Source organism: Paenibacillus sp. J22R98, from assembly GCF_059383835.1.
Map to the genome: position 1 here is coordinate 82,094 of NZ_JBXENW010000013.1, position 19,362 is coordinate 101,455.

The window sequence follows — 19,362 nt, forward strand, 5'->3', positions numbered from 1 at the left end:
GCTCGGAAGCGAACTTCGGCAGCCTGATTTCCTAAAGACGCTCTCAATCTGCGGCGTCTTCTCCCTGTTAAGAAAGCACTGCGTACTCTTCTTCCTCATCGCGTTAACGTATATAACACCTATTATACAAAGTTTTCATACCCTTTCGCAAGGGCGGATTGCCCTCCTTGCGTTTAAGCTTTCACGCGAACCTCCGAGTGTTGAAAAGCACCCATCGATCACACGCTTTAACCTCGATTCACCCTCGGTCAAAGCCGAGAGTCGGATTACACGACTCTCAGAAGCAAAAGCGCCGATTTTCCGTGCCGAGAGTCGGAAAATCCGTCTCTCAGTCACCAAACTAACCCCGTCTCCCCCTCTTCCGAAGCCGAGAGTTCGTTTTCGAGACTCTCAGCAGAAAACCACCGGGTTTCCGTGCCGAGAGTTCATTTTTGAGACTCTCAATCACCTAACTAACTCGATTTCTCCCTCTGTCGCAGTTGAGAGTTCATTTTCGAGACTCTCAGCTGCAAAACCGCTGGCTTTCCGTGCCGAGAGTTCGATTTCGGGACTCTCAGCAGCAAAACCGCGGGTCTCCGTGCCGAGAGTTCGATAATTCGACTCTCAGTCACTAATCTCACACCCATGATCTTAACCACTCAGTATCGGGGTACTCCACTCACTCGTAGCAGTATAGCCAGACTCCAATAGGTTGAGCCATTCCGAGAGCGATATATCCGCTTAAGCTCAGCTATTCCATCTTGTTTTGCTGCTTTAAGCGGCATATCCGCTTTCGGCTCCCAGAAAAGGCGACTTTACTCGGGTTTCGACGTTTGAGCCACTTTGAGAGCGGTATATCCGCTTAAGCGCAGCTGTTCCACCTTGTTTTGCTGCTTTAAGCGGCATATCCGCTTTCGGCTCCCAGAGAAGGCGAGTTTACTCGGGTTTCGACGTTTGAGCCACTCCGAGAGCGGTATATCCGCTTAATCGCAGCTATTCCACCATGTTTTGCTGCCGTAAGCGGTATATCCGCTTTCGGCTCCCATTCGCCGGTTCGGTTCATCCACCATGAGTGCCGGCGCACAAAAAAAGGCGGACTCACAGGTCGCTTGCACGCCTTTGAGTCCGCCCTATTCTTAATTAACGCTGTCTCTTACGAGAAACCGCGACACCAAACGCTGCTGCCGCCAGTGCTACTGCGACGATCGACAGTGTACGGTTCAGTTGATCCGAGCCGCTGTCAGCTTTTTCGTCTGTAGCATTTTCTTGCGCATCCGCCGCGCTGTTATCTGCCGCAGGTGCTGTTTCCGGCGTACCCGCATTTGCAGAGGCATCCGTCGTTGATGTGTTGCCCGTGCCTTCCGAACCCGAAGACGTTCCCGCATTCGGTTCTGAGCCTACGGATGCATCGCTGCCGCCGCCGTGGCTGTGTCCGTCACCTTCGCCGGAAGCCGCCGTCACCGTCGTTACCGATGCCGGATAATCCGCACCGTCACCGCCTACCCACTCCACAAGGGAGTTGTCGCTGTAGGTTTGGTACGCTTTCCAGACCAATTGCTTCGCATCATCCGCCACTTTGCCCGATACGCGGAAATCCGTAAATTCGGTTTGGCTCAATCCATCGCCTTCTGCTGTCCATGTCACAGTAGTAATAGCTTTGGTGTCCGCATTGCGCTCAAGCTCGTATTTCCAGCCTGCTTTGGGCTCGACACGGCTAACTTTCACGCCGTCCGGCACTTTCACTTTGACAACCTTCGTCGTCACGTTTTCCTTCTCGCTCGGCACGCGAACGGAGAACACCTCATAGCTGCCTTGTGCCGCTTCACTCGGCTGTACGGTGACATGAGCGCTCGCGATTCCTGCAAACAGGAACATCGAGAGCAGCGTCGTGCCTAGCACAGACCATTTCTTCATCTTCATCATTGGGGCATCCTCCTGCTCGATTCATCTAAAAGCAGTATAGCGTAGATATGGCCAACTGCCATGACTCGTTCGAGCTATACGATTGTTACAAGTTTATGTCTGGGCTTGTCAATTACAGGCATGTCAGTCACGTGCTACTCCTTCGCAAGCCCCTTCTCCAGCGCATACCGGGTGAGCTGAACCCGATTCTCAAGATGCAGCTTTTGCAAAATATTTTTCAAATGATTCTTTACCGTATGCTCGGAAATTCCGAAGCTCTCCGCAATTTGCCGGTTGGACCCGCCAAACGCCACTCGCTCCAACACCTCGCGTTCCCGCTGTGTGAGCGCTGTGTGCGCTGCACCTTGCTCCGATACCACAGCATTGTCGCTCCGCGCGACCTCAGCGGCAGCAGCTTTCCCGCCGCCTGCCTGACCCGTACTTCCCCCGTTAAACTCCTGCAGCATGCGAAAAGCAAGCTCTTTGGACAAGGGCGCTTCATCTACTGTGACAGCCCGCAAATACTCCAGCCATGCCGATGGCGACAGATTCTTCAGCAGATAGCCCTGCGCCCCGCGTTTGATCGCTTCGAAAAGGTCGGAAATATCGTCCGAAACGGTCACCATGATGATCTTGATGCGCGGATCGATCGTCTTGATGCGCTGCGTCGCTTCCATGCCGTTCATCACCGGCATATTGATGTCCATCAGCACCAAATCCGGCACTAGCGACGCCGCAAGCATGACCGCCTGCTCCCCATTCGACGCTTCTCCTACTATTGTAAAGGAAGCGTCGCCGCTGAGGATATCGCGCATCCCTTCCCGTCCGTGCGGATGATCGTCGACAATTAGCACCGTTATCTGTGTTTCGTTCACGTCAGCGCTCCGCCTCCTTCTTCACTTCAACAATAGTGCCCTTAGCGGGAAGCTCGTCTTCTGCAGCTCTAACCCGCACTTGAAACTGCCAGCCCATCGACTTGGCACGATCCTGCATCATCCGAATGCCGTACCGCCCCTTTGCCATGAGATGGGCCGGCTCAGCGCCTATCCCGTCATCCTCGATGGTGCAGCGAAAGCCGCTTCCGCCATCCGAGTCAGGCAACGCATGCACCGCCAACCATGTAGCATTCGCATGCTTGCGCACATTCAGCATCGCCTCGCGAACGATTGCGAGCAGCTCCACCTTCTCCTTGCTGCTTAGTTTCCCTTCGGACAGCTGCCAATTCAGCTCCACCACAAGACCGCCGCGCCGCAGCTCCTCCGCCATTTCCCGAACCGCCTGCATCCATTGCACGTCGGTTTTGGAAGGCTCGCTGCGAAGCGAAGCGATCGACTGTCGCACATCTTCATAGACATGCCGCACCGTGCGGCGGAGCTGCTGCGCCGTCTCCATCACCGCTTCATTATCCTTCGCCTGCTCCAGTCTATCCAGCTTCACGGACAACAGGAAGAGCGACTGCGAGATACCGTCATGGAGCTCCCGGGCAAGCTGCTCTCGTTCCATGAAAGCGGCCTTAGCCGCTTTCGCCTGCTGCAGCGACTCGTTAGTGGACTCCAGCATGCGAAATAACTTAATTAAAAGCGTAGCTGTTACCGTCATTACGATCACCGGAGCAAGCGCATTGCCGAGATCCATCGAAACGTAAGGCAGTAGAAAGGTATGCCGCAAATATTCCCACAGCGCGATCGTTAAGGTCGGCGTCCACAAAATGAACCATTTTATTCGGTTATAAGTCATTTTGCCACCTTCCGCCTCTATTAATAATTCCGGAACTCAACCTTCTGCACTTGCTCGTTATCGTCTTTATCCAACACGCGAATCTCGGCCTGCCAACGGCCTGCGAATGGTACGAATGGGCCTTCTGCTTTGTATGCTGCCTTCACGTAGCCGTCAAAGGAAGTAATTTCAGTATCTTCGAAAAGCTCAATTGGCACCTGAATCGGGCCTAGCTCCTTCTTCTGATCCAGTGCATACAAGCGCATTGTAACGGATTTCGGCGCGCCTACCGCATCCGGCAGCCATACCTTCACGATAAACTGGTTATCGCCCGGCTTATTCGGCGTTACGCGCAGGGACAGATGCATGGTGTCACCCATTTTGTGATAAACAACCGGTTCGTTCGCCGGCAGCGGACTTATATAGGTAAAGAGTGCGGCCGCCACTATGATCAGCGCCATCAGCCCGGCATCTATGCGAAGCAGCACGTTTGTCGGCAGATCGCCTCTGCGTACACGCAGATGAAGTATGCCGCCAACGATTAACACGAGCAGAACAAGCCCTGTTTTGACAAGTAAGATCGTTCCCCATGCCGTGTAGAACAGGTAGGCAAGCGAAGGCAGGAACAGCAGCGTCATGCCAATTCCCGACAGGATAAGAAGTGCAAGCGACAGCAGAGCCGCTCTGGAGAACAAGACGGCGAAACGTCCGGCTTCCTTGCGATCCACCCGCCAAAGTACACCTAGCAGGATCAATCCGCCTACCCAGATCGCAGCAGCAGCCAAATGCACGAAATCAAACATGACCGAAGCGATTTTCGGTGAGAAAACCGCAGCATGGCCGCTCCAGCTCTCAAGGGCAAGAATAAGTAATGCCCAAATGGTCTTCAAAATGGCAGGGAAACGGACGATGATAAATCCTAGGAGTACAAGAACCAACAGAGCGATCCATTCGCGTCCGATGTTGGTCTGCAAGAAGAGCTTGCTGTATTCATCTCTCGGATAACCGGTCAATATCTCACGGGCATGGACAAAAATATACACAAGCGAACCAACCAGCAGTGTCCGCATCGCGATCTGTTCCCATTTTCGCTGCATGTCGGGCAGCAGTTTGCCGCGACCTCGCGTCAGCAATGGCCATAGCATGAGTCCCGCTGCCCAGAGCAGCGAACCATAATAAACGATACGGGCTGCGTAAATAATAAATTGCCCTGTCGTCAGCTGCGTAGAGGCGCTGTGTCCTTCGTGACCGAGCTCCTTGTGGGGATCAAATGTGGCTGCATCCACCCCCTCCTGAGGATTTCCTACAATAAAGACGTAAGATCCGCTAATGGGATGGCCGTCCTCGGAAATGACAGAATAAGACACGGTGTACACGCCTTCGCCAAGCGATGGAAGCGGCAGTGTCAGCGAAGTATGATCCTTGCTTGCTTGCGCGCTTTCGCTCGTAACAGGTCGTGATTTGGAATCGAGTACTTCTATGGAGCCTACTTTAGCTTCGATGGATTCGTTAAAACGCAGCTCAACCGTCTTCGGGCTTTGCTCGTATTTGACGTTAGCCTCCGGTGTGGAGCGTTCAAGCTCAGCGTGTGCCGAAGCCAAGCCCGGGATGCCGATCAGTAGGAGGCACATCCAGATGCACAAGACGATGGCTTGAATTGCGGAAGGGGATTTATATCGAATATGGCGGTTCATGATGTCGTGTAGTCACGTCCTCTCTTTATATATGAACAATAAACTCAGAATAAGTGTACTAAAGCTGATGGGCGAACACCAACGAAAAATCCAAACGTTGTTTGAACATCTTTTCATGGCTAGAAGCGGCCCATCTTTATCCCTATTATTGTCACCACACAGCCCCTACAGTTAGTGCTATAATTAGTGTCCGCAATTAATATAGTACTCACTTTTTTATATTAGCTTCTTTTATAGAATTAGCTGTCCCGATCGATAAAAAATGCCGCAGCCGTACGTTTTCATGGGCTTTTCAACCCCTCAAAACAGCAGTAACGGCAAGGCCAGTTGTCGAATAGTATAACTTGACAGCTACTATATATTGGTGTAATTTAGGGTAGTACTAACAACATATTGTGTATAAGAGGTTGTCAGACGACATCCTTCGACAAGGAGTGGCTCTGCTCGTGGATATTATTAAGAGGAACGGTCAGAAAGAAGAATTGATTTTTTCAAAGCTTAAGAAAGTTATTGATTTCTCGTGTGTCGGCTATAACGACTGCGATCCGCTTGAGCTGGAAACTGCTTTGCTTCCTTATTTCCGCAACAACATTACAACCAAAGAAATTCAGCGTACACTCACACAGGTTGCGGTAGAAAAAACAAGCATCGAACAGCCGAACTGGCAGTACGTTGCAGCCAAACTTCTTGTGTACGATCTTTATAAAGAATCTGCAATCAATCGCAAATACGGCTATTTCGGCTACGGAGACTTCTACTCGCTGATTACGTATTTGACAGACAAAGGGCTTTACGGGAGTTACATATTAGAGTATTACACCCGTGATGAAATCCGTGAGCTCGGCAATTACATCGTGCCTGAACGCGACTACTTGTTCAACTACATCGGCCTCAAAACACTAGCAGACCGCTACTTGATCAAGAGCTTTAGCGGCGACGTGCTTGAGCTTCCACAAGAATTGTTCATGGGCGTAGCGATGCATCTGGCTATGAAAGAAGATGACAAGCTCGCTTGGGCACGCAAGTTCTACGATGTGCTCAGCCGTCTTCAAATGACAGTTGCTACTCCTACACTTGCAAATGCACGCAAACCGTTCCACCAGCTTTCCAGCTGCTTTATCGATACCGTGCCAGATAACCTGTGGGGCATTTACAACGTAGACTCCAGCTTCGCGCAAGTATCCAAATTCGGCGGCGGCATGGGTATCTACATCGGTAAAGTACGTAGCCGTGGCTCCAACATCCGCGGATACAAAGGCGTTGCCGGCGGCGTAGTGCCTTGGATCAAGAACTACAACAACACGGCGGTTGCCGTTGACCAGCTCGGCGTTCGTTCCGGTGCAGTCGCGGTTTACCTCGACGTATGGCATAAAGATATTTTCGACTTCCTTAATCTTAAAACAAACAACGGCGATGACCGGATGAAAGCACATGACATCTTCCCTGGTGTCTGCATTCCTGACTTGTTCATGCGCAAAGTACAAGAGCGTGACTCCTGGTTCCTGTTCGATCCTCACGAAGTACGCAGCTATATGGGCTGGGCACTTGAGGATTCATGGGGCGAAGAGTGGGAACGTCGTTACGAAGAGTGCGTGAACAACCCTGCGATCTCCCGCGATGAAGTACCGGCTATCGACATCATGAAGAAAATTCTTGCAAGCTCCTTTGAAACAGGCACACCATTCGTGTTCTACCGCGATACGGTAAACCGCGCGAACCCGAACAAACATAAAGGTATCATTTATTGTTCTAACCTTTGCACGGAAATTTGCCAGAACATGAGCCCGACTGAATACATCACAACCACTCATGAAGACGGCGTTATTACTACGCAAGTGAAAAGCGGCGACTATGTCGTGTGTAACCTCTCTTCCCTTAACCTTGGCCGTTCCAGAACGAAAGAGGAAATCGAAGAGGTTGTTACTTGCCAAATGCGGATGATGGATAACGTTATCGACCTTAACCACTACCCAATCCCGCAAGCGGAAATTACGAACCAGAAGTACCGTGCGGTCGGACTTGGTACGAGCGGTTACCACCAATGGCTTGCCCTTAACGGCATTGCATGGGAATCCGAAGAGCATTTGGATCGTGCTGACGAACTGTATGAGTGGATCAACTACTGCGCAATCAAAGCATCGATGGAAATCGCCAAAGAAAAAGGCGCTTACCGCGTATTTGAAGGCAGTGAATGGCACACGGGAGAATTTTTCGATTCCCGCGGTTATGATGCGCCGCACTGGCAGAAACTGAAGAAGGATGTAGCTGAGAACGGCGTCCGTAACGCATGGATGTTCGCGATTGCACCTACAGCCTCCACTTCCTTGATCGCCGGTTCCACTGCAGGTATTGACCCGATCTTCAACAAATTCTTCGTTGAAGAGAAGAAGAATGCGGTCATTCCGCAAACTGCGCCTAACCTGAACGAAGAGACGTTCTGGTTCTACAAAGAAGCGCATCACATCGATCAGCACTGGAGCATCCGCGCAGCGGGCCGCCGTCAGCGCCATATCGATCAAGCGCAATCGTTTAACTTGTACATTACGCCGGAATACACGGCGAAGGAATTTATGGATCTGTACATGGCAGCTTGGGAGAACGGCCTCAAAACCGTTTACTATTGCCGCAACAAGAGCTTGGAAGTTGAAGATTGCGTAAGCTGCAGCGCTTAAAGAGAATGTTGAAATAACGTGCCCTGCGGGCAGTATGGGTCTCCAATCGCTGTTGCAGCCGGATTACTTTTGAACAATTAACCATTCTATGGTTGTAATCCGGCTTGCAAAGGCGACCGCTAACGCTTTTCCGACTCCATACTACCCTCCGGGCACCTTTTCAACGTGATCTTTTGTTTGCAGCTTATTTTAGGAACGAACAGAAGGAGGCAGCCCATTTAATGGATCTGCAAAAGAAGAAATTGTTCAATGAAGAAGGCGACCGCGATTGGGGCATGCGTCGCATGATTGGCGGTAATACGACCAATCTGATTGAGCTTAACAATGTGAAATATGACTGGGCAACGAAGATGTATCGTACGATGATGAATAACTTCTGGATTCCGGAAGAAATTCCACTTGCTCAGGATGCTAAAGATTACAGAAACCTGTCGCTCTCCGAGCGTAACAGCTACGATAAAATTATCAGCTTCCTTATCTTCTTGGATTCGCTTCAAACGGCTAACCTGCCGAACGTAAACGAATATATTACAGCGCCTGAGGTAAACCTGTGCTTAACGGTCCATACTTTCCAGGAAGCTGTTCACAGTCAATCCTATTCCTATATTCTAGACAGCGTGGTTTCTCCGGAAGTACGCGATCAAATTTATAACCTGTGGCGCGAGGACAAGAACCTCTTGAAGCGGAACCGGTTCATCACCGATCTCTACGAGAATTTCATTGCGAATCCGTCGTCGCAAAACCTGATCAAAACAATCATGGCGAATTATATCCTGGAAGGGATCTACTTCTACAGCGGATTCAGCTTCTTCTATGCACTTGGCCGCCAAGGCAAAATGCTCGGTACCGTCTCTGAGATCAAATATATCCAACGGGATGAATTGACTCACTTAGCGTTGTTCCAAGGTATTTTCCGCGAAGTGCGCAAAGAAAATCCGGAGCTGTTCACGCCGGTTCTTATCGAAGAGCTTCGCCAAATGATGCGCACAGCTGTTGAGCATGAGATTGAATGGGGTCAATACATCACAAACAACACCATTCCCGGCCTCACTGACGAAATCATTGAGAAGTACATTAAGTTCCTATCCAATGAACGTCTGCGCAAGCTGAATCTCGATATTCTGTATCCGGAAATCGTCGAGCATCCAATGAAATGGGTGGAAAGCTTCAGCAATATGAACGGGATGAAAACCGATTTCTTCGAGCAGAAAGTAACCAACTACAGCAAATCGTCCAACCTCAACTGGGGCGACCTGTAAGATTTAATATAAGGTATAACGGCTTTCGCCGATCTTTCGGCACAGACGTACGTTTCATTCCGGAGAACTATAAGCTCAAGCCCTCTCCACCCGAGAGACTTGGGCTTTTTTTTCATGCTCGGTACAGTTCAGGATCAGCACGCTTCGTGATACAATAGAGATATGGCGGGACATGCAGCGAGGAGTGAATCGAGGTTGGATGCAGGAATGCAGCAGCTTATTAGCGAGATACAGCCATTCATCCGCATCGGGCATCACTATCAGTTCCCTTACGAGCGAAACGAGTTCGAATACGGCCGCTTCGGCTATTGTTATGCCTTTCATCTCGTCGATGGGGGCAGAGGAAGTATTACGATAAACGGGCAGACGTACCCGCTGAAGAAGGGCGATCTGATCTTTTTGCCGCCGCAGCTAATGCATTCCTTCTTCACCGACCATGACAATCGATTAGCTACTTATAATCTGTATTTCGAGCTTTGGAATGAGAAGCCGCGGTCAACCGAGCATCACTTGTACTGGCATCCGGCCGATCTGCTCCCAGAACTATTAACAACCGCGCGCGCAAAGACCGTCCTTGATACATTGCCGCATCTCTTTCATTTGCAGCATCATACCGTCTTGATGGACTTATTTCCCCATATTGTGAAGCAGCATCAACAGCAGCGCGCATATGGCGATATGGTCGCACACAGTCTGCTCAAAGCGTTTATGCTGGAATTCATCCAGATTGCCGGCGAAAGCTGGCACAGCGACTACCGAATGACAGCGATTATGCACCGCATCGATAAAGAGGCGCATGCAGGATCGAATTATACGAGCTGGCTGGCACAAAGCGGGCTTCAGAAAACACGCTTCCACTCCCTCTTCAAGCAGACAGCAGGCCTCTCACCGAAAGCCTATTGGAGCCGTGCGGTCATGAAGCAAGCAGCAGCCGCACTCTGGGAGAGTAACCGGACCATCACTGCAATTGCAGAGGATTTAGGCTATGCCTCTATTCATCATTTTACGAAGCAGTTTACCGCCTACTATGGGGTGTCTCCTTCGCAATATCGCAAACGCAAGGAATAAATTTTATAATGCGCATACTACTACGACCTAAGTCCAGTTACAGCACTGGACTTGCGCCCGTTCTCGAACCATAGCGCTTCCAAGTAAACTAAAACTAGTTCATTCCGTGGAAATGGGGGGAAACCGAATATGTCCACACAAGTGTATGTCATCAATGCGGCGATGGCTGTTCTTTTACTTTTGCTGTCTCTCTTTGCAGGGCTCTCAACAGGCAGCATGGCCTTCCGGCGTACGACTCACAGTCTGCGACGCACTGCCATTCTAACGCTCGCCATGCTTAGCTCCATGACGCTCCTGGCTATAGCCAAAATGATCATGCTGATCGCGACGTATTCCTACCGCAACTGGTTTGTGCTTGATAATGCTCTGATGTTCTTCGCGCTCATCATGCTTCCGACTGCTGCCATTGCCTTCTATTCCGTCTCTCGGCTTCTCAATTTGGCTCGGCTTACCGTGAAGCACCCGGATGATGCTGTGAGCCGTACAAAGCGCCGTGCGGCGTCTGAAGTCGCGCTGGTAGTCCCGATTCAGGTTCTGGTCATCGAAGCGTTCCTGTACGCTTCCATAAACGTATTTCCGCTTGGCATGGCTTACCGGAAGCAGATGATTACGGTTGGGCTCATTATCCTCGCAGCACCGTTACTGCTCATCTGGCGCCAATCGATTAGACGCAGACGAATCCACCGTGATGACGGAACGGCTGTCATTCACAAAGTAAAACGCGTGATCGTCTTTACGATGGCTTGCTTGGTGCTCGCCTTCGGTATCATCCATACGTTCAACAACGCAAAAACGCTCAGCAAGGCAACTGAGCGTAATTTATCCTTACGTATATCGATGTCGATTCCGACGCCGAACGAGTAATCGCATATGTAGGTCAGCCCCGCTTGCGGGCATAGAAGTCAGGCCAATAATCCTCCGCGATTGGCGGGCAGCCTCTCGGCGTATCCCATACATAAACCCAGCCGCTTTGTTCCGGCTGACGGATGTCTGTTACCCAAACCCGATCGTAATCGTTCACCTCTTCAATTCCCGCGAACTGTTCCAGTTCATCCATCCGTTTCAAACCTTGCTCATTCACGACAATCCACAACCCACGAACACTGGCACCGCTTGTGAAAGCTGCGGCATCCCGCAGCATCGCGGGGTAAGGTCCGTAATCGACCAGCCTTCCATGAATGACACCCGGAGCAGCAGATTGAATGAAGCCGGCACAGACATGATGATTGCTATGGCCCGGCAAGAGCGAGCCATAGATGAATACCGTTGTTAGCCGTTGCTGCATAGGTGAACACTCCTCTTAAGCCTCTTAAGAGCTTAAGCCGTTTGACTACTGCGATGCCTGTACCAGTTCTCGAACAAATTTGCCGGAATCGGCTTGGTGAAGTAGAAGCCTTGCGCTTCCTCGCAGTTGCGCTCACGCAAGAACTTAATCTGTTCGTCATTCTCTACGCCTTCGGCTGTCACTTTAAGCTTTAAGTTCTTGGCCATCGTTGTAATGGTGGAGACAATCGCCGCATCGCTGCCGCCTTGCGTCAAGTCGCTGACGAAGGAGCGGTCGATCTTCAGCTTATCGATTGGAAACCGTTTAAGCGAGATCAGCGAGCTGTAGCCCGTACCGAAATCATCAATGCTGATCTGTACGCCTATCTCCTTCAAGCTGGTCAGTGTGTCGCTGGCGAAATCCACATCACTGGTCATACTCTCCGTAATTTCCAGCTCCAGATACTTCGGCGGCATACCCGTTTGATCCAATATGCCTTTAATCCGCTCCGCCAGCTGATGCTGTCTAAATTGTCGCATCGACAGGTTCACGGACATCATCATTGGCGGCAAGCCTGCTTCCTGCCAAGCGACGTTCTGTTTGCAGGCGGCTTTGAGCACCCATTCGCCTAGCTGCAGGATAAGCCCATTCTCTTCCGTAAGCGGGATAAAATCACCCGGCGGAAGCAATCCCCGCTGCGGATGATTCCAGCGTACTAATGCCTCGACGCCAATGACTTTGCCTGTGCTTAAATTAACGAGCGGCTGGTAAGCCAGCGTAAACTGCTCCTTCTCGATCGCCCGGCGCAGATCGCTCTCCAGCCTTAGACGATCATGCGATTTACGATTCATCTCCGGATCGTAGCTGGAGAATTCATTGCGATGTGCCTTGGCGCTGTACATGGCCGTATCCGCATTCTTGAGCAGTACCTCCACGCTTTCGCCATCTTGCGGAAAGAAGGAAATGCCAAGACTAATCGTAATATGATATTCCGCTTCGCCCAGCACAAACGGTGCATCGAAGAGTCCCATCAGCGCTTTAGCTCTAGTTTCTACCTGCTCGGTCTCCGCGTCTTTAATATCCGGCATTAAGAGGACAAACTCATCCCCACCCATGCGGAACACATGATTCGATGGGCCGGCTGCCAATCGCAGCCGCTGGGAAACGGCCTGCAGCATCTGATCCCCGAACGAATGGCCCAGCGCATCGTTGAAGGTTTTGAACCTGTCGATATCCAGTAGAAATACAGCCAGCTTATGATTACTCTGCTGCGCGCGCACGAGCTCCGCACCGAGCTGTTCTTGCAGCTGGCGCCGGTTCGACAAGCCCGTGAGTTCATCGTGATACGCCAGGAAATTGATGCGCGATTCCGTCCGTTTATGTTGTTTGAACGGCTCTTCGAGCGTGACGTAATAGATTCCCTTCATCAGGAAGTAGAAACCGGCCAATTTATATACATGCCCCAGGAGCATATCCGTGTCCACGCTGCCAGGGCTTAGGATGAACTGTAGATTGGCAAATAAGAAGAAAACAAGCGATTGGATAATAGTTAGCAGCGCTTGAGGCCGCTCATTGCGATTCAGGTAAAGCACCATGCCGATCGTACTCAGGTAAGAGAAGATGATGACGAAATAAACTAGTACTTTCAACAGCTCGAGCGAATCACCCGTGAGCACGGCAATGTTGGCCCGATCAGCCAATGCAAAGTAGGCGAATCCGATAACAGTTGCAGATCCGAGTGATATCAACACGGCCGGAAGCCGTTTCCTTGCCGAAACGGGTGCATCATTCTTGCGGAAGATGATAAACAACCCGACAGAACCTATGAACTGGGCAGTCATGGAGAACAAAGCGGATAAATTAGTTTCCCCAACGCGATGGAAGAACGGCATACCCTCTGCAGTAAGTCCGTGAAGCATATCGAACACGCCTACAGCACCGAATAATGCAGCCGTATAGAGCCGATGCTTCGATAAAGACTTGACGAAGAACAGCCAACCCAACACCAGCATGGTGAAGCTCACTGCATAACTATTAAATTCGATGCCGGAATGCACAAATAAATAAGCTCGACCCGCAATCGGCCGATAGAGTTCGCTATGAAATACCCGCATGAGTATAAAGCTGATGATGGCGGCAAAAGCCGTCCACATCGTTATTTTTTCCGCCCTATTTATAGACATGTTGTCTTGATGTCCTCCTTCAACAAAGAAAGCCGATGCTGCCCTGCATGCCCGTGTAAGTATGTTCGAAAGTTATGAGCAGAGCAGTATCTTCTCGAAAGCGGCAAGTTACCTGCGTGATGTCGGCGATTGAAGAGCGATCCCCGCTGCTTCTAAGCCTTTGCGCAGTGCAGCGGCAATTTCCGCTGCACGCTGACCGTCGCCATGGAGACAAACGGTGTCTCCTTGTATAACGATCTCTTTGCCTTCGATTGTCCTTGCTGTCCCCGTTGTTATGATGCTAAGCGTCTGGAGCAGCGCTTCTTCAGAGGAGGCCAGCGTCGCCCCCTGCTGATTTCGGGGAGTAAGCGTCCCGTCCTCTTGATACGAACGATCCGCGAATATTTCCGATGCCGACTGCATGTGCTGTTGATCCGCCGCTGTGAGGAGCGCGCTTCCCCATTGTCCATAGATAATGAGGGAAGGATCGTACACGCGCACCGCACGAACGAACGCTTCTGCAAGCTCTTCCCTGCGGCCTGCCATATGATAGAGCGCGCCATGTGGTTTCACATGGCGCAAGCTGACGCCGGCTGCACGAACGAAAGCATCTAACGCGCCGATTTGGTAGAGCGTCATATCATAGACTTCCTGGGCACTGACCGCCATCTCGCGGCGTCCAAAGCCCAGTCTGTCCGGTAGGCCGGGGTGCGCGCCAATTGCCACTCCTGCCTCAGCCGCGCGATACACCGCTTCACGCATCGCATGAGGATCTCCGGCATGGAAGCCGCAGGCAATATTCACAGAAGTCACATGCGCCAGCAGTTCACTATCATGACCAAACGTATATATGCCGTAGCTTTCGCCAAAATCACAGTTCAGATCGATCACCTGCCGTGACCGCGATAAATCGGGGATATTAGTCATATCGGCTTTTGGCGGTCCTTTCATGATCCCAAATTCAACTTACTTGCTTCTTTTGCAAATGGCGAGAATTGCAGCAAGCTGTCGCATGCCGCGTTCTTGCTCCCGATCGATCAGCTGGGCTTCTTCCAGCGTCACTTCTTCGAAGGTGATATAATCGCCCGGCTTGCACTGCGCGAGCAGCGGCAGGTCTGCCGTAATGACATGCGCGAGCTTCGGATAGCCGCCGGTCGTCTGGCAATCTGCGCCGAGGATAATCGGCGCGCCGCCGCGCGGCACCTGTATCGTGCCGGCGATGACGCCATGGGACAGCAGTTCTTCGCTGTCCTCCATCTCGAGCGGGGGTCCATCTAGGCGGACCCCCATTCGGTCTGATGCGGGAGCTACGCGATAGCGCTCCCGCATGAGCGCCGTACGGGCCGCTTCGCGGAATTGCCCGTACTCGGCGCCCGGCATCACGCGCAGCCGGATGCCGGCGGGGTTTGCGCTGCCGCGCAGCAGCGCCTGCGCCTGCGGCGGCGCGAACCAGCCCGGGGCCGCCCAGCTGCGGCGGCCCTGCGGCGCTGCCGAGGCCCGCGCGGCTAGCGCGGCGTGCCACGCCGCCGCCCAAGGCGCGGCGCTGCCGAGCGGCAGCACGTCGCCGCTGCGCAGCTTGCGCCCCGCGATGCCGCCGATGCCGGCACGCGTGTCCGTGCTGCGGCTGCCGAGCACCGCCTCGGCGGCAATGCCGCCGGCTGCCGCGACATAGGCGCGGCACCCGCTAGCTGCGGAACCGAAATGGATGACCGTTCCGGCGTCAATCCAAACCGGCCGCTGCAGCGGGAGCGCCTCACCGTCGATAGACGGAGTCATGTCGGCGCCGCACACGGCGATCAGCATCGCCGCTTCCGCCAGCAGCAGCGGGCCGTTCAGCGTAAGCTCAAGCCCAGCTGCGCCCGGCGCATTACCGACAAGCAGATTCGCCGTCCGCAGCGCGATCTTGTCCATTGCGCCGCCTTCGGGAATGCCGAAGCGCCGCCAGCCGGGTCGTCCCAAATCCTGTACCGTTGTATGTAATCCCGTTTTGATTATTCGCAGACTCATGGCGCTTCACCTTGCTCCTTCATGTCCTCCTCGGAAATCGGAACAAACCGCAGCGCATCGCCCATGCGCAGCAGAAAAGGCTCCGCTCGCTTCGGATCAAACAACCGAAGCGGCGTAAGACCAATCAGCTGCCAGCCTCCCGGCGTCGATAGCGGATAGATGCCGGTCTGTCCGCCGGCAATGCCGACAGCCCCGGCGGGCACGCTGCTTCGCGGCGCGGCAAGACGCGGTTGGCGGAGCGCTGCCGGCAAGCCGCTCAAATAAGGGAAGCCCGGCATGAAGCCGATCATGGCGACGCGGTACTCCGCAGCAGCATGACAAGCAATGAAGCTCGCTTCCGTCATGCCTGCACGCGAGGCGCACGCTGCCAGATCGGGTCCATATCGCCCGCCGTAGCAGACCGGGATTTCGATAAGCCTAGGTGCAGCAGCATAATGCTGCCGCGTACCCAGCAGAATCCGCTCCACATCGGCGGCTGCCTGTTCATAGTCGAACCCCTCATAAACAACGGTGACCGTAGCGTAAGCCGGAACCACATCGACGAGCCAAGTCAGCCCTGACTCGCGCAATAATTCCGCCATGCCGGCAGCAAGCAGCCAACGCTCGCTTTCAGGCCCTTCATCCTCCAAATATACGACAAGCGCCCGATCTCCGAGAGGCCTGATTCTGAACCTTCGCTCCGCAGCCTCGATCACAAAATTCACCAATTTTCTCATATTTTCAACATTGCAATTATGAATTGGAAGGTAATTCCGATTTCGGATAATCTCCTCTAGTTTGTACCATTACGTGCCTTTTTGTCCAGCATCTTTACAAAGCTTTTCTAAAACATTTTCCGACAATAAAAGTTCTATTCTGACGTGTACCGACTGATGACGTCCACAAGTAAATCATTGAGACGTTTCACCTCATATTCCCCGACGGCCGGCTCCATATGATCATTTCCGATCCCGCTGTGATCCGTTAGAAATAAATAAGTGCCCCCTGTCGCCGTAGCCATGAAGCGCATGAGATATTCCGTTTGAACATCAACGCCGCTTGAGGCAACCGGAATGATCCGTATTCCTTCTGCCGCGGCTGATTCCATCAGCTCATGAATGCGTTTCGTAACCTTGCGCTCGTGATGCGGCGGAGCGTCAAGAACGAGGAACAACAATCTGGCCCTTGCATCGCCGCTCCATTTATGATCATTGATCGCATTGTCCAGTGCCTCATCTACCGCTTCCGGGAAATCGCCCCCACCTGCTGCGCTTTGCTGAGAAATCTGCTTAACGGCCGTATCGATATCCTTCGTGAACGGATAATCCTTGATGAGATATTTATCGCTCCGATCCCGGTAGAAATTCGCGCTTACTTGAATATCCAGCTGCTGGCCGTTATCCCTGCCAACGCGGGCGACGACGTCCTTCAGCTCCGACTTCAGAAAATCCAGCTCATCTTGCATGGAACCTGTTGTATCGACAACGAGCATCAGATCAACGCCAAGCGACGGCTTCACCTGTTCGTCCAGATCGACCTGCAGCGCGGAACCTCTTGGAATCTGCACATTCTCATACTGCTTCTCTTGATTTCCCGAACGAATGATAACCCCGTACTTCTCTTGGTCCTGCTGCTCATCGAATAGTCCTGCGTAGGCTGATGCTTCTCCCTCAATATTGGTTCGAGACTCCCACACCGTATCGCCATCCTCATCTACAAGGCTGACCTCCGCATCGGATACCGGCTTACCGCCTCCGGTCACAACAACCTCTAATCTATTTTGCGGAAAAAAGGACCAGTACGATTGCTGCTCTCTGCCTTCACCGCTGTTCAGCAGCTTTATCCATTCCCTCCACGAGGTAAGGTCGTTCCACTCCCCTGCAGTCAACTGGCCCGGCTCTGAGTCATCGTACTGGCTACCCGGTGGAGCCGTCTCCTCTGTATCACCGGAGGAGTCGTCTGTCGCGGGAGCAGGCTCTTCCGAAACGGACGAATCTCCGCTGTCTTTACTGCTCGAATTGCTCGTGTTACGGTTACTGCTACTGCTGCTATCTGCCGCGGCGCTGTTATCCGTTGTTTCCGTGGCCGTATTGCTGCTCGAACTATTGGATGCGGAATCATTCTGATTATCGGCGGAGGAGCACCCCGCCAGCACGAACGTTAGTGCAGCAAGCAGCAGAAGCGACGCCTTGAGCTTTCCTTTTCCCGTTACCTTCTCATTACTCGGTGCATGTTCTCTGTTTATTCGTTTACGTTGTTGCATCCGAATTCCCCCTCGATTCTAATGGAAGCCAAACCATTTTATGTAAAAGTCGGCTTATAACCATCGACGGAATCGGGTTTCAAATTGTTGCATTATCGCTGGCACGACAGTACAATCGGGGGAAGTATATTTTGGGGGAAGAAAGGAGCGCTGCTGCCTTATGGAAACTTACTCATTAGCAGAGCTGAACATTACTTATAACGACGTAACCACGAAGTTACTTTATAGGTCCGCCCATTTGGTGGTAGTCACGGACGCCGGCTATAAGCTCTGGTACATAGAAATCGACGGTATGACCCAAGCCGCACTGCTTCACATGTTCCATGAATCCGAGGACATCGGCATATCCTTATCCGGCATAACCGCCGGCGGCAAACCGTTCCAGGCCGGCGGGTATTTCCATCCGAATGCCCAGCATCAAGCTGCAGCCATCCGAGGCGACGGCGAGCTCATCGGCTTCTAACCGCGTTTACTAAAAAAAGCAGCTCCGGTAATCATTCTGCAAGGGAATGATTGAACCGGAGCTGCTTTTGTCATATTAAGGGGGGTTACTGCACGGCAATCCCTTTGAAGAAGAGTTCAAAGGTAATGGCCATTCGGTTATCGAGTGTATCCTCGTTCTCCTCCATCGACCAGACGAAGAGCGTGCCGAAGTAAGCTTGAAAGGCTTGCTGGGCCATCATCTCAGCCGGCATATCTCTGCGAAACTCGCCGTTCTCCTGCCCCTCGGCAATAAGCGGCAGCAAGGCTTCTTTGAGCGTCGTGAGCATCGAGTTATGGGCATCAAGCGCCTTGGCACTGCCCAGCATGGCTTGAAATAATGCGCGCGTAAGCGGTTTGCTAAGCTCGAATTGTTTCACGATTTGGAATAACAGCAGCTGTAGACGGGGCACCAAAGGACCGGGCTTGTCTTTGAGCTTCGCCACCTCGTTTAACGCAAAGATCGCTTGCAAATCGCAGATCAGTTCATCCTTGGAAGCGAAATAATTGAAAAAAGTGCCTTTCGCAACGCCGGCTTGCTTGGCAATGCTTTCTACGGATGTCTGCTCGTAACCCAGCTCAGCAAATAAAGAGAGCGCAGCTTCTTTGATTCGAATGCGTGTCTGTTCTTTCTTGAGCTCGCGGTTCATCGCTATATCCTCCATCTAAGTTGTTCGCGTTCAGTTCATGCTAATTGTAGCATAGCCCATACACGCCGTAAACACGAGTTGACCAACGGTATAAAATTCAGCTTTATACATAGAATTCAATCTATTGCGATGAAACCGAATTCATGGATTAGTCTGATTTCTGTACCTGTGAAATAATTATGACCGTTGGTACAAAATTATTGACGGATGGTTTTGTCTTGCGCTATAACTATTCATAGAGAACATGTTAGTTCAGTTTCGAGGAGG

16 protein-coding genes are annotated in these 19,362 nt (G+C 52.1%); 5 read left to right on the forward strand and 11 right to left on the reverse strand.

Annotated features, from left to right (window positions below):
* Positions 1 to 1,119: 1,119 nt before the first annotated feature.
* From AC50Y3_RS27550 to AC50Y3_RS27565, 4 genes are all read right to left on the reverse strand, one after another.
* Positions 1,120 to 1,902: a YcnI family copper-binding membrane protein gene (locus AC50Y3_RS27550; RefSeq protein WP_494821913.1), complete on the reverse strand. Its 783-nt coding sequence runs from the start codon at positions 1,900 to 1,902 to the stop codon at positions 1,120 to 1,122.
* A 134-nt stretch (positions 1,903 to 2,036) separates the two neighbouring features.
* Positions 2,037 to 2,696 carry a response regulator gene (locus AC50Y3_RS27555; RefSeq protein WP_494821936.1) on the reverse strand — a complete coding sequence of 220 codons (660 nt, stop codon included), beginning with the start codon at positions 2,694 to 2,696 and terminating at the stop codon, positions 2,037 to 2,039.
* 61 nt (positions 2,697 to 2,757) lie between these two features.
* A complete protein-coding gene (locus AC50Y3_RS27560; protein ID WP_494821914.1) occupies positions 2,758 to 3,618 on the reverse strand; it encodes a sensor histidine kinase in 861 nt (286 codons plus the stop codon).
* A 20-nt stretch (positions 3,619 to 3,638) separates the two neighbouring features.
* Positions 3,639 to 5,291: a copper resistance CopC/CopD family protein gene (locus tag AC50Y3_RS27565; RefSeq protein ID WP_494821915.1), complete on the reverse strand. Its 1,653-nt coding sequence runs from the start codon at positions 5,289 to 5,291 to the stop codon at positions 3,639 to 3,641.
* 446 nt (positions 5,292 to 5,737) lie between these two features.
* Here AC50Y3_RS27565 and AC50Y3_RS27570 point away from each other — a divergent pair, with 446 nt between their 5' ends.
* The 4 genes from AC50Y3_RS27570 (at position 5,738) to AC50Y3_RS27585 (ending at position 11,154) form a co-directional block, all read left to right on the forward strand.
* Entirely contained in the window at positions 5,738 to 7,963 is a 2,226-nt protein-coding gene (locus tag AC50Y3_RS27570) for a ribonucleoside-diphosphate reductase subunit alpha (protein ID WP_494821916.1), read from the forward strand.
* 221 nt (positions 7,964 to 8,184) lie between these two features.
* Positions 8,185 to 9,222: a ribonucleotide-diphosphate reductase subunit beta gene (locus tag AC50Y3_RS27575; protein WP_090977289.1), complete on the forward strand. Its 1,038-nt coding sequence runs from the start codon at positions 8,185 to 8,187 to the stop codon at positions 9,220 to 9,222.
* Between the two features lie 195 nt (positions 9,223 to 9,417).
* Positions 9,418 to 10,290 (forward strand): AraC family transcriptional regulator, encoded by an 873-nt coding sequence (locus AC50Y3_RS27580; protein ID WP_494821917.1) that lies wholly within the window; start codon positions 9,418 to 9,420, stop codon positions 10,288 to 10,290.
* Between the two features lie 129 nt (positions 10,291 to 10,419).
* Positions 10,420 to 11,154 carry a hypothetical protein gene (locus tag AC50Y3_RS27585; protein ID WP_494821918.1) on the forward strand — a complete coding sequence of 245 codons (735 nt, stop codon included), beginning with the start codon at positions 10,420 to 10,422 and terminating at the stop codon, positions 11,152 to 11,154.
* A 13-nt stretch (positions 11,155 to 11,167) separates the two neighbouring features.
* Here the strand turns inward: AC50Y3_RS27585 and AC50Y3_RS27590 are convergent, their stop codons facing one another.
* The 6 genes from AC50Y3_RS27590 to AC50Y3_RS27615 all read right to left on the reverse strand — a co-directional run bounded on the left by AC50Y3_RS27590 (position 11,168) and on the right by AC50Y3_RS27615 (position 17,965).
* Entirely contained in the window at positions 11,168 to 11,575 is a 408-nt protein-coding gene (locus tag AC50Y3_RS27590) for a gamma-glutamylcyclotransferase family protein (RefSeq protein ID WP_494821919.1), read from the reverse strand.
* 32 nt (positions 11,576 to 11,607) lie between these two features.
* A complete protein-coding gene (locus AC50Y3_RS27595) occupies positions 11,608 to 13,737 on the reverse strand; it encodes a putative bifunctional diguanylate cyclase/phosphodiesterase (RefSeq protein WP_494821920.1) in 2,130 nt (709 codons plus the stop codon).
* A gap of 108 nt (positions 13,738 to 13,845) precedes the next feature.
* The gene (locus tag AC50Y3_RS27600; protein ID WP_494821937.1) at positions 13,846 to 14,643 is read right to left on the reverse strand and encodes a LamB/YcsF family protein; all 798 of its coding nucleotides are present in this window, start codon (positions 14,641 to 14,643) and stop codon (positions 13,846 to 13,848) included.
* A 39-nt stretch (positions 14,644 to 14,682) separates the two neighbouring features.
* Positions 14,683 to 15,723 (reverse strand): 5-oxoprolinase subunit C family protein, encoded by a 1,041-nt coding sequence (locus tag AC50Y3_RS27605; RefSeq protein WP_494821921.1) that lies wholly within the window; start codon positions 15,721 to 15,723, stop codon positions 14,683 to 14,685.
* Complete coding sequence (pxpB, locus tag AC50Y3_RS27610; protein ID WP_494821922.1) at positions 15,720 to 16,427, reverse strand: 5-oxoprolinase subunit PxpB; 708 nt, start codon at positions 16,425 to 16,427, stop codon at positions 15,720 to 15,722. Before pxpB ends, AC50Y3_RS27605 begins: the two co-directional genes overlap by 4 nt.
* A gap of 146 nt (positions 16,428 to 16,573) precedes the next feature.
* A complete protein-coding gene (locus tag AC50Y3_RS27615) occupies positions 16,574 to 17,965 on the reverse strand; it encodes a VWA domain-containing protein (protein ID WP_494821923.1) in 1,392 nt (463 codons plus the stop codon).
* A gap of 160 nt (positions 17,966 to 18,125) precedes the next feature.
* On the opposite strand from AC50Y3_RS27615, the gene AC50Y3_RS27620 reads away from it, so the two are divergent.
* A complete protein-coding gene (locus tag AC50Y3_RS27620; protein WP_494821924.1) occupies positions 18,126 to 18,428 on the forward strand; it encodes a hypothetical protein in 303 nt (100 codons plus the stop codon).
* 85 nt (positions 18,429 to 18,513) lie between these two features.
* Here the strand turns inward: AC50Y3_RS27620 and AC50Y3_RS27625 are convergent, their stop codons facing one another.
* A complete protein-coding gene (locus AC50Y3_RS27625; RefSeq protein WP_494821925.1) occupies positions 18,514 to 19,095 on the reverse strand; it encodes a TetR/AcrR family transcriptional regulator in 582 nt (193 codons plus the stop codon).
* Positions 19,096 to 19,362: the final 267 nt, after the last annotated feature.